Below are 20,900 nucleotides of genomic sequence, written 5' to 3'. Positions count from 1 at the left end.
GCTTATGAATTTTTATAATCATAAGCCCTTTTCGTTTTTAATTCAATTTCCCTGAATGGAAATAAAACTAAAGCGAGATGTTTTAAATTTAGATATGTAACAATATGTAACAATATATACCCATAATAGAACCCTTAATGAACTGGACTAACTGAGACAAAAATACTAAAATTATGATCCGTTAATTTATGCGCGGATCTATCCAAAATAGATCACGGAGTTGAAGTAGCTCTTCTATGTGCATCAAATTATAAATCAGTTCGTCTTTGTCTTCTAAAGGAATCTTTATTTGTTGCTCCGTTCCAAGTAAAAATATAGTTAAAATAGCATCCTTTTCGAATATCGAAATATCTGACTGTACCATAGTAACATCATGTTTGCTAAACCATTCTCTAGCCTGTTCTTGATCTAAACAAATCAGGGAACGGGTTAGATCTTCAAGATCTCGAATCTCATCGATGATATGGGTAGGATAATTTACGCCAATATAAGCTAAATAAAGAAGATGATTTCCAGTCCGCAAGGCATAATTGCGAATTAAGACCCGCTTCGGATCGAATGAAAAAACATAATATTCTGGATCTGAGATAAACTGATACTTCTTGCCATAAAACTGAATCTTATCCTCCAATTCCCCTAAATTGTCTATTTCTATAAATACTTCTCCCAGAAGCTGACCTTCATGTATATTGTCTAGTGCATCTTCAATTACTAATAGCACTTGCTCCTCCTCAGGAACAATACTTCCACTACAGTCTAGCTGTAACAAATAATCATCAACATCAGGTACAGTTAACGGATACCACGTTGGGTTTTCGTCGTCAACTGTATTTTTAGATGTTAAAATATTATAACCGTTACGTTTTAATTCTAATAGTATGACTCTGCTCAGGGGTACAAATTTCATAAGATTTTACTCATATAACTAAAACAAACTTTGCTGCATAGGGCCATCCTGTCTAAGGGTGGCACATCTGACTATTAATAGGATTGATACCGATGATTTCAGAGAATAAGCCTAGACTTATAAATCTTAAAAATTATTGAGTACTGTCCAATTTTAAATAAACTTTAAATTCTGACCCAACACCTGGTGTACTTGTTATAGTAATTTTACCACCTGCATTTTTAACAATAGTATTGACTAAATATAACCCTACTCCCGTACCCTCGACAGAAGCACATATTCTTTTAAATTTTTCAAAAACAGTTAATAAGTCTTCGTTGCACATACCTATTCCGTTATCTGTAACACTGATAACCATAAACCCATCTTCTTCAAAGGTGTAAATCGCTATTTCAGGTTTACGATCTACCGGTGTATATTTAATCGCATTGCTCAATAGGTTATATAGCACACTACGAAGCTTACGTCTCACAAAATTGATCTCTGTGATTTCAAATCTATGAACTATTTTAGCATTAAATTCTAAAATCTGTGGCGCTAATGCTAACATGACATCATCCAATATATGAGGTAAATCGACTAGTTCCGTTGCCGATTGATATTTTTGTTTTCCCCAGTGGCTTTCAGTGAAATCTGAAAGTACTCTTTTTATATTGGATAGTCCGCATTCTAGATTAGCAAGCATCTTTAAGAATTTGGTGCTCTTTTTTTCTGGAAGTACTTTAAAGTATTCACATGTGAGCATTAAACCTGCTAAAGGGCTTTTAATATCATGAGCGAGCTGGTCTAATAACAATTCATGTTCTAAAATCAGCTTTTCATGCTCTTTTAAATCTCTAATTCGTGCAGTGATGTCTACAAAAGTGATAATCACACCATTTGTCTTACCTTCCCGAAAGGTAATATAGGGTAATATATTCATCTGGTACCAGCGCAAATCTGTGGTCTGGATTTCCTTCTCCAGCATTTTTCCCGTAGCAATAACGGAGTGAATATTATTGATTATGTTAGGATATTTAAAATTATCCTGGATATCTGCTATTGGCATTCCGATAAATTCTTCTTTAAGCACGAAATGCTTCATAGCAGGAGGTGTAAACTTACGTAACAGGAGATCTGCATCCACAAAAAGCTGTGGTATAATCGTATTTCTGAAATAATTTTCGAGTTCGTCATTAAGCTGACTCAGCTCTTTTAACTGTTCAGTTTTTGAATTCATGTTCTTATATATCTAATAATAAATATACTTTTCGGTCTAGGTTGGGATCAAGTATAAACAAATATAAACGAAATATGTTGTCAAAAATTATAAACGGTTATTAAAAGAAATATTTTAATTAGTTTTATGAATTAAAATATGAATTTAACCGGACAATTCTACTATTAAAACTTTAAAATTGCAAGTTGAGGTCGAAACGATTACAAAATTTGGCAATTGGCAAGGTCATGCTAGATAATGGTAAACCAATTGTTCACCACTTCATAAAATTCGAACAGATGATGATAGGGAAATTAACATGTGTCACATAAGGGTTTTGAACTGTTGGTATCATGATATATCTCATCTTTGTAAAGTGACGTTCTATTTTAATGAGATTTATATAAAACAAATTATTCCGTTTCTTGCGAATTGGATAGATAAGAGTTCATTTCTAAAACTCCCAAATACTTACAATAATGTGATAACATTTCTTTAACCACTTTAGTGGTTTGAATGTTGCTATTCGATAGGAATGCTAACGTATTGCTGATATCAAAATTAGGTGTATTTTGATGAATCTCAATGATAGATTTATCATCATGTACTTTGAAAGCAAATAAACTTAAAAGTGGATAGAGTGGACTATCTTCATCCGACTCCCACAAAGAAAGCCATTCCTTATGGGGTACTGCTTCCAATTCTATACCCAATTCATCTTGAAGAATTTCAAAAAAATCAACAACTGTAATATTGTCTTCGGATTTGGGACTTACATGATAAATATTGCCAATAGCTTCGATATTTTTCGATATATGCGCGACAGATCTTGCTATAAAATCTATCAGTAAAATAAATATTTTGAGCATTTTTTCATACCAGATGTTCTAAATACATAATGTATAAAAATACCACAACTAAAATGACAACTGTACTAATACTACACAATCCATAATCGATTCTACCTTTTACAAAATGATTAAGCCCTTCAATAATTAGAAAAGAAACATAAATTAAAATTAGGCAAACCGGTAAAAATTTCTCCAAGTTTAGCGACATACCATTGTTGCCACTCTGTCCTTTAGCAAACATTCCTATTGCAAAAAAAACCATAGGTGCTGCACCAATTAAAAGTCTTACAAATAAATGCTTGATTAATTTTTTTCTCATTTGCTTTTTAACGTATAACTTACCACTAAAATACAATTAGTTTAATCAATTTTTTCAGAAGATATCTATTCGCATGATGCACTTGATTATTCGATAGAAGAAATCTTTTATTTGCTAAAGGGTGATAAATAGAATTGCTAGCAATTGATCTAAAGGTTGACGAATACATTTATCTACCATTCCACATCAAGAAAAAATAATTATGCACCAACAAATATCTTTATATCCGCCACGAATAATCATCTTTCCAAATTGCTTCATTGCTCATCTGTACTTGCTATAGCTTGACCTTTGTCCAGGAAATCGAAATAACGGAAGAGCGCGGCTTGACTATCTATAAATACTTGATCCTCCAATATTTCATTCATCTCTTTGAATAACAGGGGTACAAATTCGGACAGTTGAGATATGGATATAAATTCGGCTGTAGTATTGTCCATTTGTATCCATAAAGGCATAGGTCGTTAGACTAAAATCATATTTTAAAACCATTATATATAAATGAATTATCTTTCATATTTTTGTTTGTAATGAATTCCCAAGAAAGTCCAAATATGATTCCCTTTAGCTCTGATTTAGTTATTCAGGCACTGGCTTCCTCGCCCTCACCTACAGCTATTTATAGCGGTGAGAATATGATCATCCGTTTTGCTAATGAAGGAATGCTGGAGGTTTGGGGCAAAGACGCTTCTGTGATAGGCAAACCCTTAATTGAGGCAATTCCTGAATTGGAAGGACAGCCTTTTTTAGAGCTGCTGCAAGAGGTGTGGCGTACTGGGAAAACATATTCTGTTTCTTCGGCTCCTGCAAAGTTAATAAAGAACGGAAAGGAGACGCTTGATTATTTCGATTACGAATATAGAGCTCTTGTTGATGAAAACAATAAAACTTGGTGCATACTGAATACAGCACTGGAGGTGACCTCTCGCCGTGAGTTTTTAGAGCAGATCAAACATAAAGAAGAAAAAGAGCAGGCGCTCAACGAAGAAATGGCTGCGACTCTTGAAGAATTGACATCTACTAACGAAGAGCTCAATAGATATATCAAGCAACTGGCCGACAGCAGGGAATACATTCGTACAATTATAGAACAGGCGCCTGTTGGAATCGCTATGTTAAAAGGGCCTGAACATCATATTGAAATCGCCAATTCTGCGATTCTTAAGATATGGGGACGAGAGGAGTCCGAAGTCATTGGATATCCGCACGAAAGTGCCCGTCCGGAAATGCGGGCACAGCCTGTTAACAATTGGCTTAAACACGTATACCAAAGTGGTGAGCCTAAGATAAACACAGAATTTACAGTAAAACTGCTTGATAAAGCCGGATTGAGAGAGGCGATCGTTAATTCCATCTATCAGCCTATATTTTCTCATGACGGCAGTATTTCAGGTGTTTTGGTCATTCTTGAAGAAATTACCCAGCAGGTAATGCTGCGTAAAAAGAATGAAAAGGATCAACAGATGCTGAACCTAGCAGTAGATGCGGGCGAGCTCGCGACCTTCTACTACCAAACTGAAACAAATCTCTTTTCCGGAAATACGCTTCTTAAGAAATGGTTTGGACTTTCATCGGACGAAAACATGGATCTCTCTCTGGCCATCGCAGTTATTTTACCGGAAGATCGGGATCGGGTGTCGCTGGCCATCGCGCACGTGTTAAGTAAAGATTCTGATGGTCATTATTTCATAGAATATCGGATTCAAAATAATGTTGATAAAAAAATTAGACTGCTGCAGGCCAACGGAAGAGTTTTCTATGATAGTAAAGGTAATCCACTCAGCTTAAATGGTACTTTGAGGGATATTACTGAACAAAAAAAAGAGGAACAGCGAAAAGATGATTTCATTGGAATGGTAAGCCATGAACTGAAAACACCACTTACCTCTCTTAAGGCTTATCTGCAGATACTGCAACGGATGGACTTACCTACAAAAGATCCTATGTCGCAAAATATGCTGGGGAAATCGGTAAAGCAAGTACAATATATGAACACCATGATTAATGGGTTTCTTAACGTATCCAGGCTTGATTCGGGTCAGCTGCATCTAATGAAAACTGTTTTTGATTTTCAATCACTGTTTGCCGAAATTGAAGATGAAGTGCTGTCGACGATCAAAACTCATCATTTTCTGTTTAAAGCACCTGAAAAAATAATGATACATGCAGATCGTGAAAAAATAGCGCAGGTACTCCATAACCTTGTTGGAAATGCGGTCAAATATTCGCCTCTCAGATCGACGATTAGAGTAGATTATGCTGCCAACGATAACAGTTTAAAAGTAAATGTTCAAGATCTTGGAAAAGGGATTGCTGAGGAAGATCGGCAACGGATATTCGATCGCTATTATCGCGTGAAGGAAACTAGTGGCGGCGTGATATCGGGGTTCGGTATTGGACTTTATCTTTGTAGAGAAATCATCGAACTGCATGATGGAACCATTCAGGTCCAGAGTGTAAAAAATGAAGGAAGTATATTCTCCTTTATCTTACCATTCAACCCATAACGCCGTCTGAAATTCCGATAGTTTTGCCAGTTAAAAGCTATCTACATTTTGCTTTTAAAGACTCCACTACGCTCTTTTATAGTTTTTGTTTTCATAATTGCGGGAGCGGCCACCGAAGAGGTTTACAAAGCTAGCTTCGCTCCCACTCAAAGGATTGGCTCCACTAACAGCTGTTGCTGAAATCGGATCAAAATAACGCAGGACTTCTCTCCCATCGATGATATTAAACAAAAAAAACCATCCTTGACCTGACTATCGTCACAGTAGATTACAGCAAATTGTAAAAAAATAATTGTTAAAAAAAAGAAAAGCCCGAAGGAACCTCGGGCTTTTGATAACTAACTGATGTTAGTTTTGTTTTTTATTGTTCATTTTGAACTCTTCAAACTCCTTGAATAACCGTAAGAGTTTAAATGTAGAGCTGATCAGCTCGTTTGTCTCTAACAGGATTGAGAAGTAAAGTTTACTGTTCTTAGGACTATTTTCTGTTGTCCGGATATGGTCAATCTGCTTGTCCAAAAGATCGTTAATAACCTTCTGAAGCTGATCGCGCTGTTTCATGGTTGAATCAAGCTTTAAGAAGTCACGGCGCTTATACAAACTATATACTTCAGCGTACCAGTTACCCAGCTCATCAGCAACTAACCTCAGATCATTCCCCTGATATTCCTTAAGCAGTTTATGGTTGTTATCGACGTGATTGTGTGCATTGCCAGCAATTACATAAAGATTCTCGACGATATCCTGCAGATAACCTAAGGAAATAATGTAGAATCTGCTTCCTTTAACGGAAGTGTCATCCAGATTGCGAATAAAGTTGTAAAGGTTGTCGTTGGTCGAATCCAGATCACGCAAGAATTTCTTAATCAATTTCTTGTTCATCGAAAGCGTCGTCAAATCGTTCTTGGTAAGACCGTCTACAATCTCTTTATAGAAGATATTGGACTTGGCAAAAACTTCACTGATCTGATTGGCACTAGCGTCAGAAACCTGCTGTAAGGTATGGATATCTTCTCTACCAAGTTTCAATTTACGCTCTGCCTGTGCTGCGACTTTCTTTTTATGGCTTTTAGCATTAAATACTAAGAGAATGGCCAAGAATATAAGTGCACCAACAAAGGTAATAATCCCTCCTATTTTAAGTAAATATGCGATGATAAACGCACCCGCAAAAGCAGTAGCAGCAGTAAGAAACCAGCCTCCGATGACATGGAATACACCAGAGACACGGTATACTGCACTTTCTCTATCCCAAGCTCTGTCGGCAAAAGCAGTTCCCATCGCAACCATAAATGTGACGTAGGTTGTAGACAGAGGAAGCTTCATCGATGTTCCTAAAGCAATAAGACTGCTGGCCACCATTAGGTTGACAGAAGCGCGCACCATGTCAAACATTGGCTCCTCCTCCTTATTCTTTTTCCCTAAGGAAGTATTTTCGAAACGGCTATCTAAACGAGATCGTAAGGTTCGTGGCATCAGATAACTAATTGCTCCTCCAATATTTACAAAGCCGCGTACTATCCAACGTGATAAGGTGTTAGGCTCAAATTTTTCGGAACCACCGTCTTGACTACTTAAACTCATTTCCGTTTCAATAACGGTTTTGGCTTTTTTAGATGTCCATAAGGTAATCATCATGATACCACCTGCGATAAATAATATCCAAGCTGGGGCAACAATATCCGCCGAAGCTAATTCTGACATCATATAGGTGTCCGGATTGCCACCAGATGCCTGGAAGAAACCGATGGCCTGAATGGCTGCTACAGGTACTCCGATAAAGTTAACCAGATCGTTTCCTGCAAAGGATAAAGCTAAAGCGAATGTACCAACACCGATAATGACCTTAAGGATGTTCACTTTTAACCTGATAAGTATAAAACTAAAGACCGTGAACAGCACAAAGCTTCCCAAGATCAACTGCAGCTCGTGCATGTTAATCCACTCCTTCGTCGCTTTATCGATAAAAGAAACGGTCTTCATTCCTTTAATCAGGATAAAATAACTTATGGATGCTAAGGCGATACCTCCAAATATAACTCCGAAGGATTTGATCTTACGTTCGTACTGAAAGGTGAATATGAGTCGAGAAAGGTATTGTACCGCCATACCTACAGTGAAGGACAGGACCACGGATAAGAGGATGCTGATAACAATCTCGGAGGCCTTCTCTGTATTAATATACTGTGAAAGCGTTGACCAATCGCCTGAGGTACTTACTATTTTATAGAGTCCTAGACAGACCGCAGCCCCTAGTAGCTCAAAGACGATGGATACTGTTGTAGAGGTCGGGAGTCCGAAATAGTTAAATACATCAAGGAGTATGATGTCTGTAATCATGACGGCGAGGAAGATAACTATAACATCATTAAAACTGAACATACCAGGAACGTAAATTCCACTTCTTGCAATCTCCATCATTCCACTTGAGAAAACCGCCCCAGACAATATACCCGCACTAGCGAGAATCATGATCAGGCGGAAAGAAATAGCTTTGGAGCCAATAGCCGAATTTAAAAAATTGACAGCATCATTGGTTACGCCGACCATGAGGTCGATAATCCCTAAAGTGATCAGCGTAATAATTACGAGATATAAATAATTGTCCATAGTTATTATTTTTGCAAAGGTATGAACAAAAGGTGAGCCATATATTAAGTTAATGTTAAGTGTTGCTTTTGTTAATATTGAATAGGATTAACTATCCACTTATGCTAAAGTATTTTGTTTTCAGGTATTTATTCTAATAATAGAATAGCACAATGTTTCATCACTGTCTTTTCAACTACACTTGAATAATCCGGCTATTTCAACGAATTATTATACTGCTTTAGATCATTCTCCATATCATATAATTCAGCTCAGTTTTAGCTGCATAAATCCCTTCAATGATCGTTTTCTTTTCGCCTTCCGAATAGGTTGAAAAATATGCAAAAACACCGGGCTCATCCAATAAGTAAAGCGAAAATTGCTTGGGACATCGATGGCATAATTATCCTTCTAGAGGTCTATCTATACATGATCTCCCTCCTGCTTATTAATCAATTTCTTGATTTTTACTTTTACAGGTAGAAAAAGCTGTCCAGATCCCGTAGATTGGAGATTGTAATGTACAAATTCAAAATCAATCACTTTAGATCTAAAAATGAGAACTCTGTAGATGAGATCAAAAAACCATCTATTTATTTTTTTGTAGATTTGTTTGTTAATATGCAGAAATCAAATAGTATTAACATTACCGGACAAACAACAAGTTCAATCTACCAGTGGACATTTAACCTTGCTGAGACAATAGGAGTACACGATAAAACAGCACATATTCTAAGTGCCACTTTTCTCATTATTGTATCTTTTATCTTCTTGCTGTTCTTAGATTATTTTCTACGTTTCTTTTTCAATTCAATCGTTACCAGGTTTATTAAAAAAAGTAAAACTAATTGGGATGATAAATTATTTCAAAATAAGGTCCAGATTCACTTAAGCCGTTTTATATTGATAGCAATTGCACAGCAGTTTCTACCTAACATATTTATCGGCTTCCCTTCTTTTATAGACGTACTAACAAAACTGCTTGGTATTTTGATGATCTTCGCTATTTATGGTGTGGCTAATGCACTGTTAAAGACTGCAAGAGATATACTTCGTTCATCTAAAGGTTTTGTAGATAAACCTGTTGACAGTTATATTCAGGTGTTACAGATATTTTTGATATTTGTTGTTGGAACTCTTATTGTTTCTGTAATTACAGGAAATTCTCCTTGGTCATTTCTTGTTTCACTAGGAGCTGCCTCTGCTATTTTGATGCTGGTATTTAAAGATACCATTCTTGGTTTTGTAGCAAGTATACAGGTCTCTGCTAATGATTCGGTACGTGTTGGAGATTGGATAGAAATGCCTAAATATGGTGTTGATGGCGATATACTCCAAATAAATCTAAACAATGTACGCGTGCAGAACTGGGACAAGACAATTGTTACCATACCGACATATACCTTGCTGAGCGATTCCTTCAAAAACTATAGAGGTATGCAGGAAAGCGGAGGAAGAAGAATTAAAAGATCCATTTATATCAAAATATCCACCATTAGGTATCTCAGCGATGAAGAAATTCAGGAACTTAAAAAGATTGTACTTTTAACACCTTTTATTGAAAAAAGAGAAAGAGAAATAAAAGAATATAATACAAAAAACAAAATTGACCCCAAAGTTCTTGTAAACGGGAGAAGAATGACAAATATTGGATTATTCAGGGCCTATATTAAAGCCTATGCAATACAAAATCCAGACATTCACCAGGAATTAACCCTATTAGTGCGTCAGTTGGCGCCAAATGAATATGGACTTCCTTTGGAACTGTATATGTTTACTAAAGGAACACAATGGTCATTTTTTGAGGATACGATGTCCGATATTTTTGATCATTTATTTGCAGCTATTAAATCTTTTGACTTAGAAGTCTTTGAACTGCCTGCATCTGATGATGTTCGGATGCATTTAAATCAAAAACATGTGCCATCAATTTCAAAGCCCCAGAACATACGGTAGCATTTCTTTAATCTGGAGCAAAAAAAATATTCAATTCATTAGTGCAACCTATTTCTAAAAGATTTTGCCATAGCAAAAGATCTACTTATAAAATTCTGAAAAGAATGAAAACTTATTTGGAGTGATTCCGTTCTAGTATTATGGGTTTTTAATATGAAGAAAATACCCCACTGACATCATGCAATATTAACAACAAAAACAGACCACAACATTATTTTATTTCAACTACATAAGCTTAATACGTTGAATCTTAAAATCAAACTTTAATGAAATTAACTAATCTCTTAAAGCTAAAGAGCACCTTTGTGCCTGGTATTATTTTACCCAGTCTCATCTTTATACTTGGTATTACTTTTTTATCAAGCTTTTTCCCGGTGAGAGCAAATTACTACCTGAATATTCTAAAAACTTTCTTGTTTGAAAATATGAACTGGCTCTATGTCATGGTTGTAACTATTTTTGTGCTCTTCCTACTTTTTTTAATATTTAGCAAATATGGAAGCATAAGATTAGGTGCCAATGATACGAAACCTGAGTTCTCTTTTTTCTCATGGATATCTATGTTATTTGCAGCCGGTATGGGTATTGGATTAATGTACTTCAGTGTCGCAGAACCGATGTCCCACTACACAGATCCCTCGGTAGCCGGACTAACGTCCGCTGCACGTGCTAAAGACGCTCAATTATACACGTTTTTCCATTGGGGTATACATGCTTGGGCAATATATGGAGTCGTAGGACTTTCACTCGCTTATTTCACGTATCGGTATAAACTACCCTTATCATTAAGAAGTTGTTTTTATCCAATACTAAAAGACAAAATACAAGGTCGCGCTGGCGATATTGTTGACATGTTTGCTTTGTGCAGCACTTTCTTTGGTATTACAACCACATTGGGTTTTGGTGTAGTGCAGCTCACTGCCGGCTTAGTACATCTGGGAATAATTCCAGAAAGTAATTTTATGTATCAGGTTATCATCGTCATCGTAATCATGACCATCGCCATTCTGTCGGCTACATCTGGAGTTACAAAAGGTGTTAAAATATTAAGTCAAATAAACATAATAGCGGCATTGGTTCTGATATTATTTGTCCTTATTTTAGGTCCGACTACTTTTTTATTGGGAACATTTTCTGAAGGTTTAGGTGAATATATTAATGCCTTCTTTCATCTCACATTTAATACCCATGCACATGAACCCGAGCGTCAGCAATGGTTCTTCAATTGGACTATACTCTATTGGGCCTGGTGGATATCCTGGTCTCCATATGTAGGTCTATTTATCGCTAAAATATCCAAAGGAAGGACAATTAGGGAGTTTATCAGTGCTGTGCTCATTATACCTTCAGTATTTAATTTTATGTGGATGACTATATTTGGCAATAGTGCCATATGGATGGATCAACACCAGGCTAATGGTGCTCTTAGCGCTATAGTTGCTAATACTGATGTACTTCTTTTCAAATTTTTTGAATTCTTTCCGCTACAACAGATAACAAACATACTTTCCATTTTTATAATTTTCATTTTCTTTGTGACATCAGCCGATTCGGGCATTTATGTGATGAACAGCATTTCTTCAAACAATGCCGCAAAATCACCTAAATGGCAGTATATTTTCTGGGGGGTGTTACTGGCCATACTTGCTTTAGTACTTCTAAATGCCGGCGGCCTAAAATCTTTACAAACAATGACTTTGATCACAGCCCTCCCCTTTTCTATCATTATGTTATTGTTTTGCTACTGTCTCATGAAAGCACTCACCATCGATACTGAATATCATGCGCGTGAATTTTCGCACTCCACAAACAATTGGTCCGGTGAATACTGGAAAGAGCGCTTAGGACGTATTCTATCCTACAAAGACCGAAATACAATAGATGCATACTTAAAAAATACCGTGTTTCCCGCTTTCCAAGAACTCGCTGAAGAATTTGGTTCTAAAGGGATTATCGCTACTGTAAATTTAAAATCTGAAAGCCCGTCATCTGTTGAAATCGAAATCAAGCACGATGCTATGACTGATTTTCGATATGGCGTAAAAAGTCAACTCGAAAAAATATCAGACTTTTTACGTGAAGAAGAAAATGCGCCCGATATCGGTACAATGAAAACACATGTACCCATGACTTATTTTGGTGACGAACGCGAGGGTTATGACATTCAGTATTTTACGAAAAACGAAATTATTAGTGATGTGCTGAAACAGTATGAACGTTTTTTGTCCCTATCATCAGATGAGAAAAATGCGATATTCATAGGGAGTAATTTAAAAGATCAAGGTTAATATGTACAATGCAATATGATAAAAAACTAATAGCTTTAGGAAAGCTAACTATCTATTATTTTAATCCGAATGCTATTGATAAAAATAATTCAAGTTTTAATTACCTCGAATTCGGGGTAATTGGACAAGAAGCCGGAACAAATAGATTTATTATGTCTGTAAGTCAATGGATAGAAAGAACACAGGCTAGATGAATGGTTATAAAGATCGGACGACATGGTGGGACAAGTTCAGTGACCTACCAATAAATATTCAGACTCAAAACATTATCAGCTGCCTTTTAAAAACATATCATAGAATATAATTTTCAACTGATTTAGTTATATTCGTGAACTATATATTTCAAATAATTTCATCATTATACAGAAATGAAATGGGTCGCAGTTTTTACGACTTGTACTAATATTGACCGAAATGTCTCTGAACAAATACGGGCTTGATTCCTGGACATCTCTGTAAATAGGTTTGCAAAATAGCTAATTGCTTTTGCAACCTTAACACACTCAGTCAAAACAGTTAAAAGAAGCAACAAATATAAGAGAATTTACGAATGGATTTTACAGTAGAAATTAAAGACATGGTAGCAATGGTTATTTCTATCATATGTGGAGGAGCCATTGGCTTTGAGCGGGAATACAAGAATAAGTCTGCCGGCTTTCGAACAATAATTCTAATTTCACTGGGTTCGACAATTTTCACCATTGTTTCCCAGCATGGTGCAGGTACTGATGACCGAATTTCGGCAAATATTATTACAGGTATTGGATTTATTGGAGCAGGTGTGATTTTTAAAGACAAAATTTCTATTCGTGGCTTGACGACTGCTGCTGTAATCTGGACTTCTGCAGCAATCGGAATGACAGCAGGAATAGGTTATCACGCGCTTGCGCTATGCCTAACTTTAATTACTCTTGGAGTATTATTAATGGTTACCAGAGTGGAACGAATGATTGCACAACTACAAAAAGAACAGCTCTTGAGTGTAACCTTTCGTGATCCTGACTTTAATCAGATCCCACAATTGGAAAATATTTTAAATACAAAAGGACTTACTTTAGAACGGATGGAAATTGTAAAAGAAAACGATCATTTAATAGTAAACTTCAAAGTATCAGGCAAAAAGAAATACTTATTAGAGATGAGCGAAACACTTGCTACCCGATCAGAAATCTTAAGCTTCTCTTAATTCCACAAAAAGCTGATCGTTGATGTTAACGCTAGATGGGTTCAAATATTTCCCTTTGCAAGGTTTGTCACAGATAACGAATTAAAAATAAATCGACTGCTATTACTTTTTTTTATAACGTTTGCAAGTCACTTATCAATTTCACAAATGTAATCCAAATGGATTAAGCTTTTTTGGGAAGTATAAACTGATCAGTGTAGTCAATTCCTTTGAAACTTGGCTTCCATGATAAATTTTTCAAATATGATGCAATAGTCGGAAACCTCTGAATGCTACGATTACGAAGACAATTTAATCTACCTTATTTTAAAATTTTCTCAAAGGCTTTTCTTGGACTTCCTCTGAATATTACTTCACCACAATAGTGATAGCTCATTTTTTGCAATATCCAAAGCATGCCCGTATTATCAAAATTAGTATCAACCTTTACACTATAAATATTATGTTTAAGTGCAAAATCTTCGATATGCTGCAACATTATCTGAGCCAATCCTTGACCAAGATACTTTTCAGAAATTGCAACCCTGTGGTAAACCACAAAATCACCATTAGTCAACCAAGATCCATTTATTTTAGCATACGCTGGTTCATCATTTATCAAAATAGCACAATAACCAATGATAATATCATTATCAACCAATACGTAACCAAAAGTGTTCTTAATATCATTTTCGATAACACATAGATTGGGATAGCCATCTTGCCATTGCGTACTACCATCTTCTTTTCGTCTATTGATCGCTTTTTCTAAAATTTTCCAAATTTGAAAAGCGTCTCCTGCTGTAGCCTGTCTAAAAGAATATTTCATATTATTCATGGATTGAAATTAATTTATACTGTTCTATTGTTTGTTTAATTAGTGCAATTAAACAAATATTTACGATTGCCATAAAACTGATTACACATAAGAAAATTACCATACCAAATTGTTGAATAAGATATCCTCCAAGAAAAGGAGCTGTTGCTTGTGCTAGTAACGGCATCCTTGCAAGTCTTCCAAGAATCAAGGCGTAATTATCCCTACCATAAATAGATAATGGCAATGTTCCTCTCAAAACTGAACGCATCCCGTTTCCTATACCAAATACTATTACTCCTGGTATTGCAAGTATTGGGGATACAAAAATCAATATCATACCCAAAAAAATGATTGTAGTAGAAATGAAAGACATTTCAATAGCGGTCCTTTTTCCAATGATCAACTCAATAACTCGTGCCATAGCTTGGCTTGGTCCTAAAAAAGCAATTACGATTAACACCATTGACATCTCGGTCTTGCCGTGTAATAATATTTCGATTAAATGTATGATAACGGTGGTGGTTATGACCGCACCAAGAGTAAAATTTGCTGATAATAAATAATACAATTTAGAACGTAAGAGCTCGACTGAGGATTCCAAGGTCTTATCCTTTAGTATGCTTTTGTTTCCTTCTTTATTTTTGAAAACATACAGATGAATCGGGAATATAGTAATGATCAACAATATGGCATATGTATAGCAGGTATTTCTCCATCCAAAAATATCCAAAATATAGCTGGTAAATATCCAAGAAACAGAAGGTGCTAAACTAGATACCAGAGTGATCCAAACAATTGACTTTGCTACGTTAAAACTGTATCTTTTACCAATTGCAGCAAACAATGCATCATATAGACCCATTGCCATTGCTGTACCGATAATCACCCAACCTGCAGCAAACATCAGAAAATTACTTGAACTGCCGATGATGACCAAACCTATCGCCATCACTAATCCCGAAAAAAGTAATACATCATGACGATCAGTATGCTGTAAAGTCCTACCCACTAAAGGTAACAGCAATCCTGAAACCAATAGGGCAAGTGAAAGGCAACCATAAACTTGCTGATAAGACCAGCTCATTTCGGCTATAATGTCCTTTGCTAAGACAGACAGTAAAAAATACGAACCTCCCCAAAGTACGATTTGCGCTATACCCAAATTCAGAACTTTAAAAAAGTCCAACTTTTCACTTTCTATAGACTCAGATGCTGATTTCATATAATGACAAATCTCTGTCCTTTTTTCAAATCGGCAAAACGTTTTTATTCTATCACATCGATCGGTTTTTTCGATGGATTAATGATACTTTTTATACCTTTGGACGAGCAAATCATACAAGTAAAATGGAACTTAGACAACTTAAATATTTTCTTAAAGCACAAGAATTACTGAGTTTTACTGAAGCTGCAAAACGCTTAAATATCAGCCAGAGTACATTATCACAGCAAATCAAACAACTGGAGATGGAATTGGATGTATCTCTTTTTAACCGTATTGGCAAGCAAATAACGCTAACAGAACCTGGTAGATTATTTACTGAATATGCCGAACAGAGTGTCAGAAAAGCTGAAGATGGAAAATTGATGCTCCAAGATTTAAAAAAGATAAAGTTTGGCACGATAACCATAGGTGTTGCTTATGGTCTTAAGGATTTCTTTGTCGAAACTTTAATAGATTTTGCAGAAAAATTTCCTCAAATAAGAATTAAAGTTATCTATGAGCCTTCCCACAGTCTGTATGAGAAGCTTCAAAAAGCTCAGGTAGATTTTGTTTTGGCTCTTCATGAAACCGAAATAGCCCCCTATTTTACTTATAAAAATTTATTCAGCTGTCCAATGGTACTGGCAGCATTAGCGGGTACGGAAGTATCCTATAAAACTAATATTACCCTCGAAGAGATTTGCAAACTTCCTTTGGTTATTGCAACAATGGGATATGATATGACTCATACCGTTCACAAGGCTTTTTCAGCAAAAGGTTTAAGTCCAAAATTTACGATTGAAGTCAATGATATACCCACAGCTATTAGACTCGTCAACTCAGGAAATTGGTACAGTATCTTCATTAAACCAAGTATTTTGGGGACTAAGTTGGCTTCTATTGCCATTCAGGATGAAGGTTTGATGAGATATGCAAAGATCATTTCATTAAAAGGTACTTATGAAACGGAATCTGTCAAAGAATTTAAAAAAATGTTAACGTTATCAGCAGTCGTTCAGCAAATTGTTTAAAAACAAAACGAACCAGACACCATTCGAGTTTAGATAGTCGTTTAACTGATTGATAGGATGCTTACAAAAACAGATCTCGTAATTTAAACTAAAACGGTTTAAAAAAGCACCCTTTACCAATGAACAACCTAAATGTGAACAGATGTAAAAGGTGCTAACGCAATTTTGAAAACCAAACTAAAGGTATTTATTCATCTTTTTAGATGGATTGCACCACTTCGTCCAATTCAAAACGTGATTTTGGTAAAATAGTCGGGTGAGCCCAATCAGTTTTATCGGCATAACCTACCGAAACAGCGAATAGCGGAGAAAAACCGTCTTGTGCTAAAATCCCTTTATAAGCACTGCGGTCAATACCTTCCATCGGCGTAGCATCCAATCCCATACTGATACACGCACTCAAAAAGTAGCCCAAGGAAAGATAGACCTGATTTTCCATCCATGATTTTGTGGCTATATCACCATTCGACTTTACAATTGGTTCGTAAAAAGCCGTCCGCCAAAGTTCAGGCAAAATGGAAATATTGCGTTGCTCAAAATGTTCAATATCGTCCATTACACTGAACACAACTAAAAGACCAACATCGTTAATCGAATTTTCGTTCATATAGGATTTGGAAGCCAGTTCCCTTTTTACGACTTCGTTTGTAACAAATGTAAATTTCCAAGGTTGGCTGTTAATGGAAGACGGACTTAACCGTATTATCTCTTTCAGCTCCTCAATTTGCTCTGCCGAAACTTTTTTCGCCGGATAATACTTTTTGGTTGCGTATCTACGTTTCGCAAGGTCTAAAAAACTCATCATTTTTACATTTAGATTAAACTATACTTTTTAATGTTGCAAAACTAAGTATAGTGTTTTACCTTTGCAATAACGGTCAAAATTGATAGTAACAGATGTATAATATAGACGATAAGCAATACCCTTGCAATACCAGCCTCACAATGAAGTATATAGGTGGAAAATGGAAAGCAACAATACTCATTCATTTAATCGAAAAAAAACGATACAGCGAACTGAGAAAAGCTTGTTATGTTATAACCGAAAGAACGTTGAGTCTGCAATTAAAAGAAATGGAAGCCGACGGATTGATTACCCGAACCGTTTATACTAGCAAGCCACCTTTAAAAGTGGAATACGAGCTGACTGATTTTGGTAAAACACTTATTCCCTTACTTCACTCTATAGCTGAGTGGGGAAATGAAGCGGCAAAAACGAATAAGAAAATAACCATGGTAGAATATAAGTAGCCATCAAAACTGAACTATGGTATATCAACAAAAACGGAAAAGTCATTGATGAAAATTCATACTTCTATTTAACTTACAAACATCCAAATGGTCTAGAGCAACTATTAATCAATGACTACGCAATAGATAAAAGTATTTTGAACGAATTACTAATTATATATCGTGGTCGAAATAAACAAAAAATGGAGCCCTCTAACACTGATAAATAGGTTAACAATTCTATACATTAATCTGAAAGTGCAGAATATAACGTGGCAGATGGAGACCGCATCTATAATCTTATATTAGCCCGAGATCTGGCCAAATCTCGCAATAAAATTTGGATGAATATTAAAATAATGAACCGCTAATTTATTCTAGGATCTATCCAAAATAGGTCACGGAGTTGCAATAGGTCTTCTGTGTGCATTAAATTATAAACCAGCTCATCTTTATCTTCTAAAGGAATCGTTATTTTTTGATCCTTTCTACGTAAAAAAATGGTTAAAATAGCATCCTTGTCATATATCGAGATATCTGATTGCACCATAGTAATATCATGTGTATTAAACCATTCCCTAGCCTGGTCTTGATCTAAGCAGATTAACGAAACGGTAAGATCCTCAAGATCTTTGATTTCACCTAGAAGATGATTGTTATAATTTAAGCTGATATAAGCAAAATATAGGAGATGATTGCCAGTCCGCAAGGCATAATTACGCACGAGAACCCGCTTTGGATCGAATGCAAAATCGTAATATTCCCGATCGGAAATACATGTGTATCGCTTGCCATAAAAATTAATTTTATCCTGTAATTCTTGTAAATGGTTTATTTCAATAAATACTTCGCCCTGCAACTGCACTTCATCTATATGATTAAGGGCGTCTTCAATAACTAACAGAGCAGACTCTTGCATTGGAAAAATGCTCCCCTCACAGTCCAGGCTTAACAAGTAGTCATTAACATCAGCCACAGTTAACGGATACCATGTTGGGTTTTCGTCTTCAACTGGATTTTTAGATGTCAAAATGTTATAACCGCTCCGCTTTAAATCTAAAAGTATGAGTTGGCTCAAGGGTACAAACTTCATAAAATCTTATTGATATAATTAAAACAAGTTTTGCTGTATCAGGTCATCTTGTCCCAAAGGAGGAAGTTTGATCATTGATAGCGTCCTGGGTTATAAAAGATTTCTTTTCTTTTGTCTCCCATAAAATAGGGAACTTTCTTGTCCCATCCGTGCACTTTTCGAAGTTCAAAGACACCGGATATGTTTACTACTCACCACTCCATTTCACGTAATCATAACTCCGCTCCTTCATTGTCTTTATAAATAATGGGATATTCGGCAAAAGTAATGACCTGATCGTTTTCAAAGTAAGGTAGTCATATTCGAGTGGCTTAAGCTCGTCTCGCAACTTAGGGAATGCTTTCTTTACGATCTGCAGATCAGTATGGAGTGATATATTTCGGCTCATTGTTACTTTAATTGATAATATATTTATTATTAAACAAACTAAAGTGTACATTTGTTTTTTCTACTGATAAGTTAGAGCCTTAACGTTCTCTTGTATCTGGCAGTCGCTGATGAAAGTCCATACGCGACCATGTTCAAGGGTAAAGAGGATATATGGATCAGATCTTTCCTTGTAAGGTAGTTGTGTACTTAGGTAGCCCTATAATCTTAGTTTCGTACATACGCTTATCCTACTTTTCTTCTCGAAAGTGGTTGTTGAAGATCCGATAGCCGAAATTTATTTCTAATAACTGTTGTATACCATGGCATTTGCTGTTATCTGTAAAGACAGCTTCTTTCAACCCTAGTTCTACGGCATGTACATGAGCGGATTTAGTAAAATCATCCTTCAGAATATGGCTATCCAGATATGAATTTCAGAAAATAGAAAAACTGTTATTATTCTTTGAACAGTTGCACCATATTGTCCGGTGTAATTGTCCAGCGAATCCATTTATTGTCAGGGTTTGCTCCAATGCTTTGATAGAATTTTTGGGCATCAACATTACTTCCGAGTACAAACCAGTTGAATTTTTTATATCCATGTTTCATGGCATATTGTGCAAGACCCCTAAGCAATTTTCGACCTACACTTTTTCCTCTGTGATTGGTATCAACGTACAGCCATTTGAGCATCAATGAAGGTTTGTGGTTATGCATAAAAGGAATGTTATAGTGAACTGCTATGCCTATGAGCTGGTTCTTCTCTCCTTGTGCAACGATTGCCCCAAACTCGGGTCTATCACCAAAACCACGTTTCAACAGGTCATTTTCCGTAAGACTAAAATCGGTGTCCCCCTCAAAAACAACTATTGCCTCCATTAATCTTAATACTTCGGGGATGTCCGCCTTTTGCATTTCCCTAATTATTACAGACTTTTCCATTATCCTTTGACAACTTATTTTAAATCCTCAACATTATCCAATACGTAGCATTGTTCCCATTGGGTCATACCAATTTTAGGATAATAACCCACAGCCTTTGGTGCTGCTAATAAAATAAGTTTTGCTTTTGGGCTATGTTCTTTTGTAAGACGTATTAATTCTTTTCCGATTCCCATCTTTTGATAGTTCTCATCGACTGCTAAGTCTGAGAGATAGGTGCAGTAAACAAAATCAGTCAAAGACCTTGCTACACCTATCAATTTTCCAGAATCTCTTGCGGTGGCAATAAGATTTGCATACTTAAGCATTCCTGCTATTCTCTCAGGCTCATCGACTGGTCGTCTCTCTCCTAGTGTGGAATTTATTAATACTTCTTTAAATTCCTCTGCTTCGACTGTATCTTCAATTTGGTATGTTAGCATTTTCAGATT

Annotated in this window: 20 protein-coding genes; 6 read left to right on the top strand and 14 right to left on the bottom strand. The window is 35.9% G+C overall.

The window, feature by feature from the left end:
- Positions 1–181: 181 nt before the first annotated feature.
- The 5 genes from WH188_RS20540 to WH188_RS20520 form a co-directional block, all read right to left on the bottom strand.
- A complete protein-coding gene (locus WH188_RS20540) occupies positions 182–907 on the bottom strand; it encodes a hypothetical protein (RefSeq protein ID WP_132767876.1) in 726 nt (241 codons plus the stop codon).
- A gap of 133 nt (positions 908–1,040) precedes the next feature.
- A complete protein-coding gene (locus WH188_RS20535; RefSeq protein WP_132767874.1) occupies positions 1,041–2,126 on the bottom strand; it encodes a sensor histidine kinase in 1,086 nt (361 codons plus the stop codon).
- Between the two features lie 392 nt (positions 2,127–2,518).
- Positions 2,519–2,974 carry a hypothetical protein gene (locus WH188_RS20530; RefSeq protein ID WP_132767872.1) on the bottom strand — a complete coding sequence of 152 codons (456 nt, stop codon included), beginning with the start codon at positions 2,972–2,974 and terminating at the stop codon, positions 2,519–2,521.
- A gap of 4 nt (positions 2,975–2,978) precedes the next feature.
- Complete coding sequence (locus WH188_RS20525; protein WP_339424588.1) at positions 2,979–3,275, bottom strand: hypothetical protein; 297 nt, start codon at positions 3,273–3,275, stop codon at positions 2,979–2,981.
- A 257-nt stretch (positions 3,276–3,532) separates the two neighbouring features.
- Entirely contained in the window at positions 3,533–3,715 is a 183-nt protein-coding gene (locus tag WH188_RS20520; RefSeq protein ID WP_132767868.1) for a hypothetical protein, read from the bottom strand.
- Positions 3,716–3,805: 90 nt separating this feature from the next.
- Between WH188_RS20520 and WH188_RS20515 the strand changes: the two genes are divergently transcribed.
- Positions 3,806–5,782, top strand: coding sequence for a PAS domain-containing sensor histidine kinase (locus tag WH188_RS20515; protein WP_132767866.1), 1,977 nt, complete (start codon positions 3,806–3,808; stop codon positions 5,780–5,782).
- 66 nt (positions 5,783–5,848) lie between these two features.
- On the opposite strand, the gene WH188_RS26355 is transcribed toward WH188_RS20515, so the two are convergent.
- Together WH188_RS26355 and WH188_RS20510 are read right to left on the bottom strand one after the other, a co-directional pair.
- The gene (locus WH188_RS26355; protein WP_132767864.1) at positions 5,849–6,013 is read right to left on the bottom strand and encodes a heavy metal-binding domain-containing protein; all 165 of its coding nucleotides are present in this window, start codon (positions 6,011–6,013) and stop codon (positions 5,849–5,851) included.
- Positions 6,014–6,130: 117 nt separating this feature from the next.
- On the bottom strand, positions 6,131–8,392 hold the full coding sequence (locus WH188_RS20510) for an inorganic phosphate transporter (protein ID WP_132767863.1): 2,262 nt from the start codon (positions 8,390–8,392) through the stop codon (positions 6,131–6,133).
- A 600-nt stretch (positions 8,393–8,992) separates the two neighbouring features.
- Between WH188_RS20510 and WH188_RS20505 the strand changes: the two genes are divergently transcribed.
- The 3 genes from WH188_RS20505 to WH188_RS20495 all read left to right on the top strand — a co-directional run bounded on the left by WH188_RS20505 (position 8,993) and on the right by WH188_RS20495 (position 13,801).
- Positions 8,993–10,327: a mechanosensitive ion channel domain-containing protein gene (locus WH188_RS20505; RefSeq protein WP_132768941.1), complete on the top strand. Its 1,335-nt coding sequence runs from the start codon at positions 8,993–8,995 to the stop codon at positions 10,325–10,327.
- A 266-nt stretch (positions 10,328–10,593) separates the two neighbouring features.
- Positions 10,594–12,615, top strand: coding sequence for a BCCT family transporter (locus WH188_RS20500; protein ID WP_132767861.1), 2,022 nt, complete (start codon positions 10,594–10,596; stop codon positions 12,613–12,615).
- A gap of 550 nt (positions 12,616–13,165) precedes the next feature.
- On the top strand, positions 13,166–13,801 hold the full coding sequence (locus WH188_RS20495; RefSeq protein WP_132767859.1) for an MgtC/SapB family protein: 636 nt from the start codon (positions 13,166–13,168) through the stop codon (positions 13,799–13,801).
- Between the two features lie 301 nt (positions 13,802–14,102).
- On the opposite strand, the gene WH188_RS20490 is transcribed toward WH188_RS20495, so the two are convergent.
- The gene (locus WH188_RS20490) at positions 14,103–14,618 is read right to left on the bottom strand and encodes a GNAT family N-acetyltransferase (RefSeq protein WP_243655364.1); all 516 of its coding nucleotides are present in this window, start codon (positions 14,616–14,618) and stop codon (positions 14,103–14,105) included.
- Entirely contained in the window at positions 14,611–15,822 is a 1,212-nt protein-coding gene (locus WH188_RS20485; RefSeq protein WP_132767857.1) for an MFS transporter, read from the bottom strand. The genes WH188_RS20490 and WH188_RS20485 overlap by 8 nt, the downstream gene beginning before the upstream one ends.
- Positions 15,823–15,947: 125 nt before the next feature.
- On the opposite strand from WH188_RS20485, the gene WH188_RS20480 reads away from it, so the two are divergent.
- Positions 15,948–16,835 (top strand): LysR family transcriptional regulator, encoded by an 888-nt coding sequence (locus WH188_RS20480; RefSeq protein ID WP_165905822.1) that lies wholly within the window; start codon positions 15,948–15,950, stop codon positions 16,833–16,835.
- A 199-nt stretch (positions 16,836–17,034) separates the two neighbouring features.
- Here WH188_RS20480 and WH188_RS20475 read toward each other — a convergent pair whose 3' ends face one another.
- The gene (locus tag WH188_RS20475; protein WP_243655363.1) at positions 17,035–17,640 is read right to left on the bottom strand and encodes a nitroreductase family protein; all 606 of its coding nucleotides are present in this window, start codon (positions 17,638–17,640) and stop codon (positions 17,035–17,037) included.
- A gap of 140 nt (positions 17,641–17,780) precedes the next feature.
- On the opposite strand from WH188_RS20475, the gene WH188_RS20470 reads away from it, so the two are divergent.
- Positions 17,781–18,086, top strand: a complete 306-nt coding sequence (locus WH188_RS20470; protein WP_207902336.1) for a winged helix-turn-helix transcriptional regulator — start codon at positions 17,781–17,783, stop codon at positions 18,084–18,086.
- Positions 18,087–18,432: 346 nt separating this feature from the next.
- Here WH188_RS20470 and WH188_RS20465 read toward each other — a convergent pair whose 3' ends face one another.
- The 4 genes from WH188_RS20465 to WH188_RS20450 all read right to left on the bottom strand — a co-directional run bounded on the left by WH188_RS20465 (position 18,433) and on the right by WH188_RS20450 (position 20,891).
- Positions 18,433–19,158, bottom strand: a complete 726-nt coding sequence (locus tag WH188_RS20465; protein ID WP_132767851.1) for a hypothetical protein — start codon at positions 19,156–19,158, stop codon at positions 18,433–18,435.
- 187 nt (positions 19,159–19,345) lie between these two features.
- Entirely contained in the window at positions 19,346–19,546 is a 201-nt protein-coding gene (locus WH188_RS20460) for a hypothetical protein (RefSeq protein WP_021189210.1), read from the bottom strand.
- A 437-nt stretch (positions 19,547–19,983) separates the two neighbouring features.
- Positions 19,984–20,442, bottom strand: coding sequence for a GNAT family N-acetyltransferase (locus WH188_RS20455; RefSeq protein WP_165905821.1), 459 nt, complete (start codon positions 20,440–20,442; stop codon positions 19,984–19,986).
- Between the two features lie 41 nt (positions 20,443–20,483).
- The gene (locus WH188_RS20450; protein WP_339424587.1) at positions 20,484–20,891 is read right to left on the bottom strand and encodes a GNAT family N-acetyltransferase; all 408 of its coding nucleotides are present in this window, start codon (positions 20,889–20,891) and stop codon (positions 20,484–20,486) included.
- Positions 20,892–20,900 lie beyond the last annotated feature (9 nt).

The organism is Sphingobacterium sp. MYb388 (assembly GCF_037479535.1).
In the GTDB taxonomy this organism is placed as follows: Bacteria; Bacteroidota; Bacteroidia; order Sphingobacteriales; family Sphingobacteriaceae; genus Sphingobacterium; species Sphingobacterium anhuiense.
This window is presented reverse-complemented; position numbering and strand designations above follow the sequence as displayed.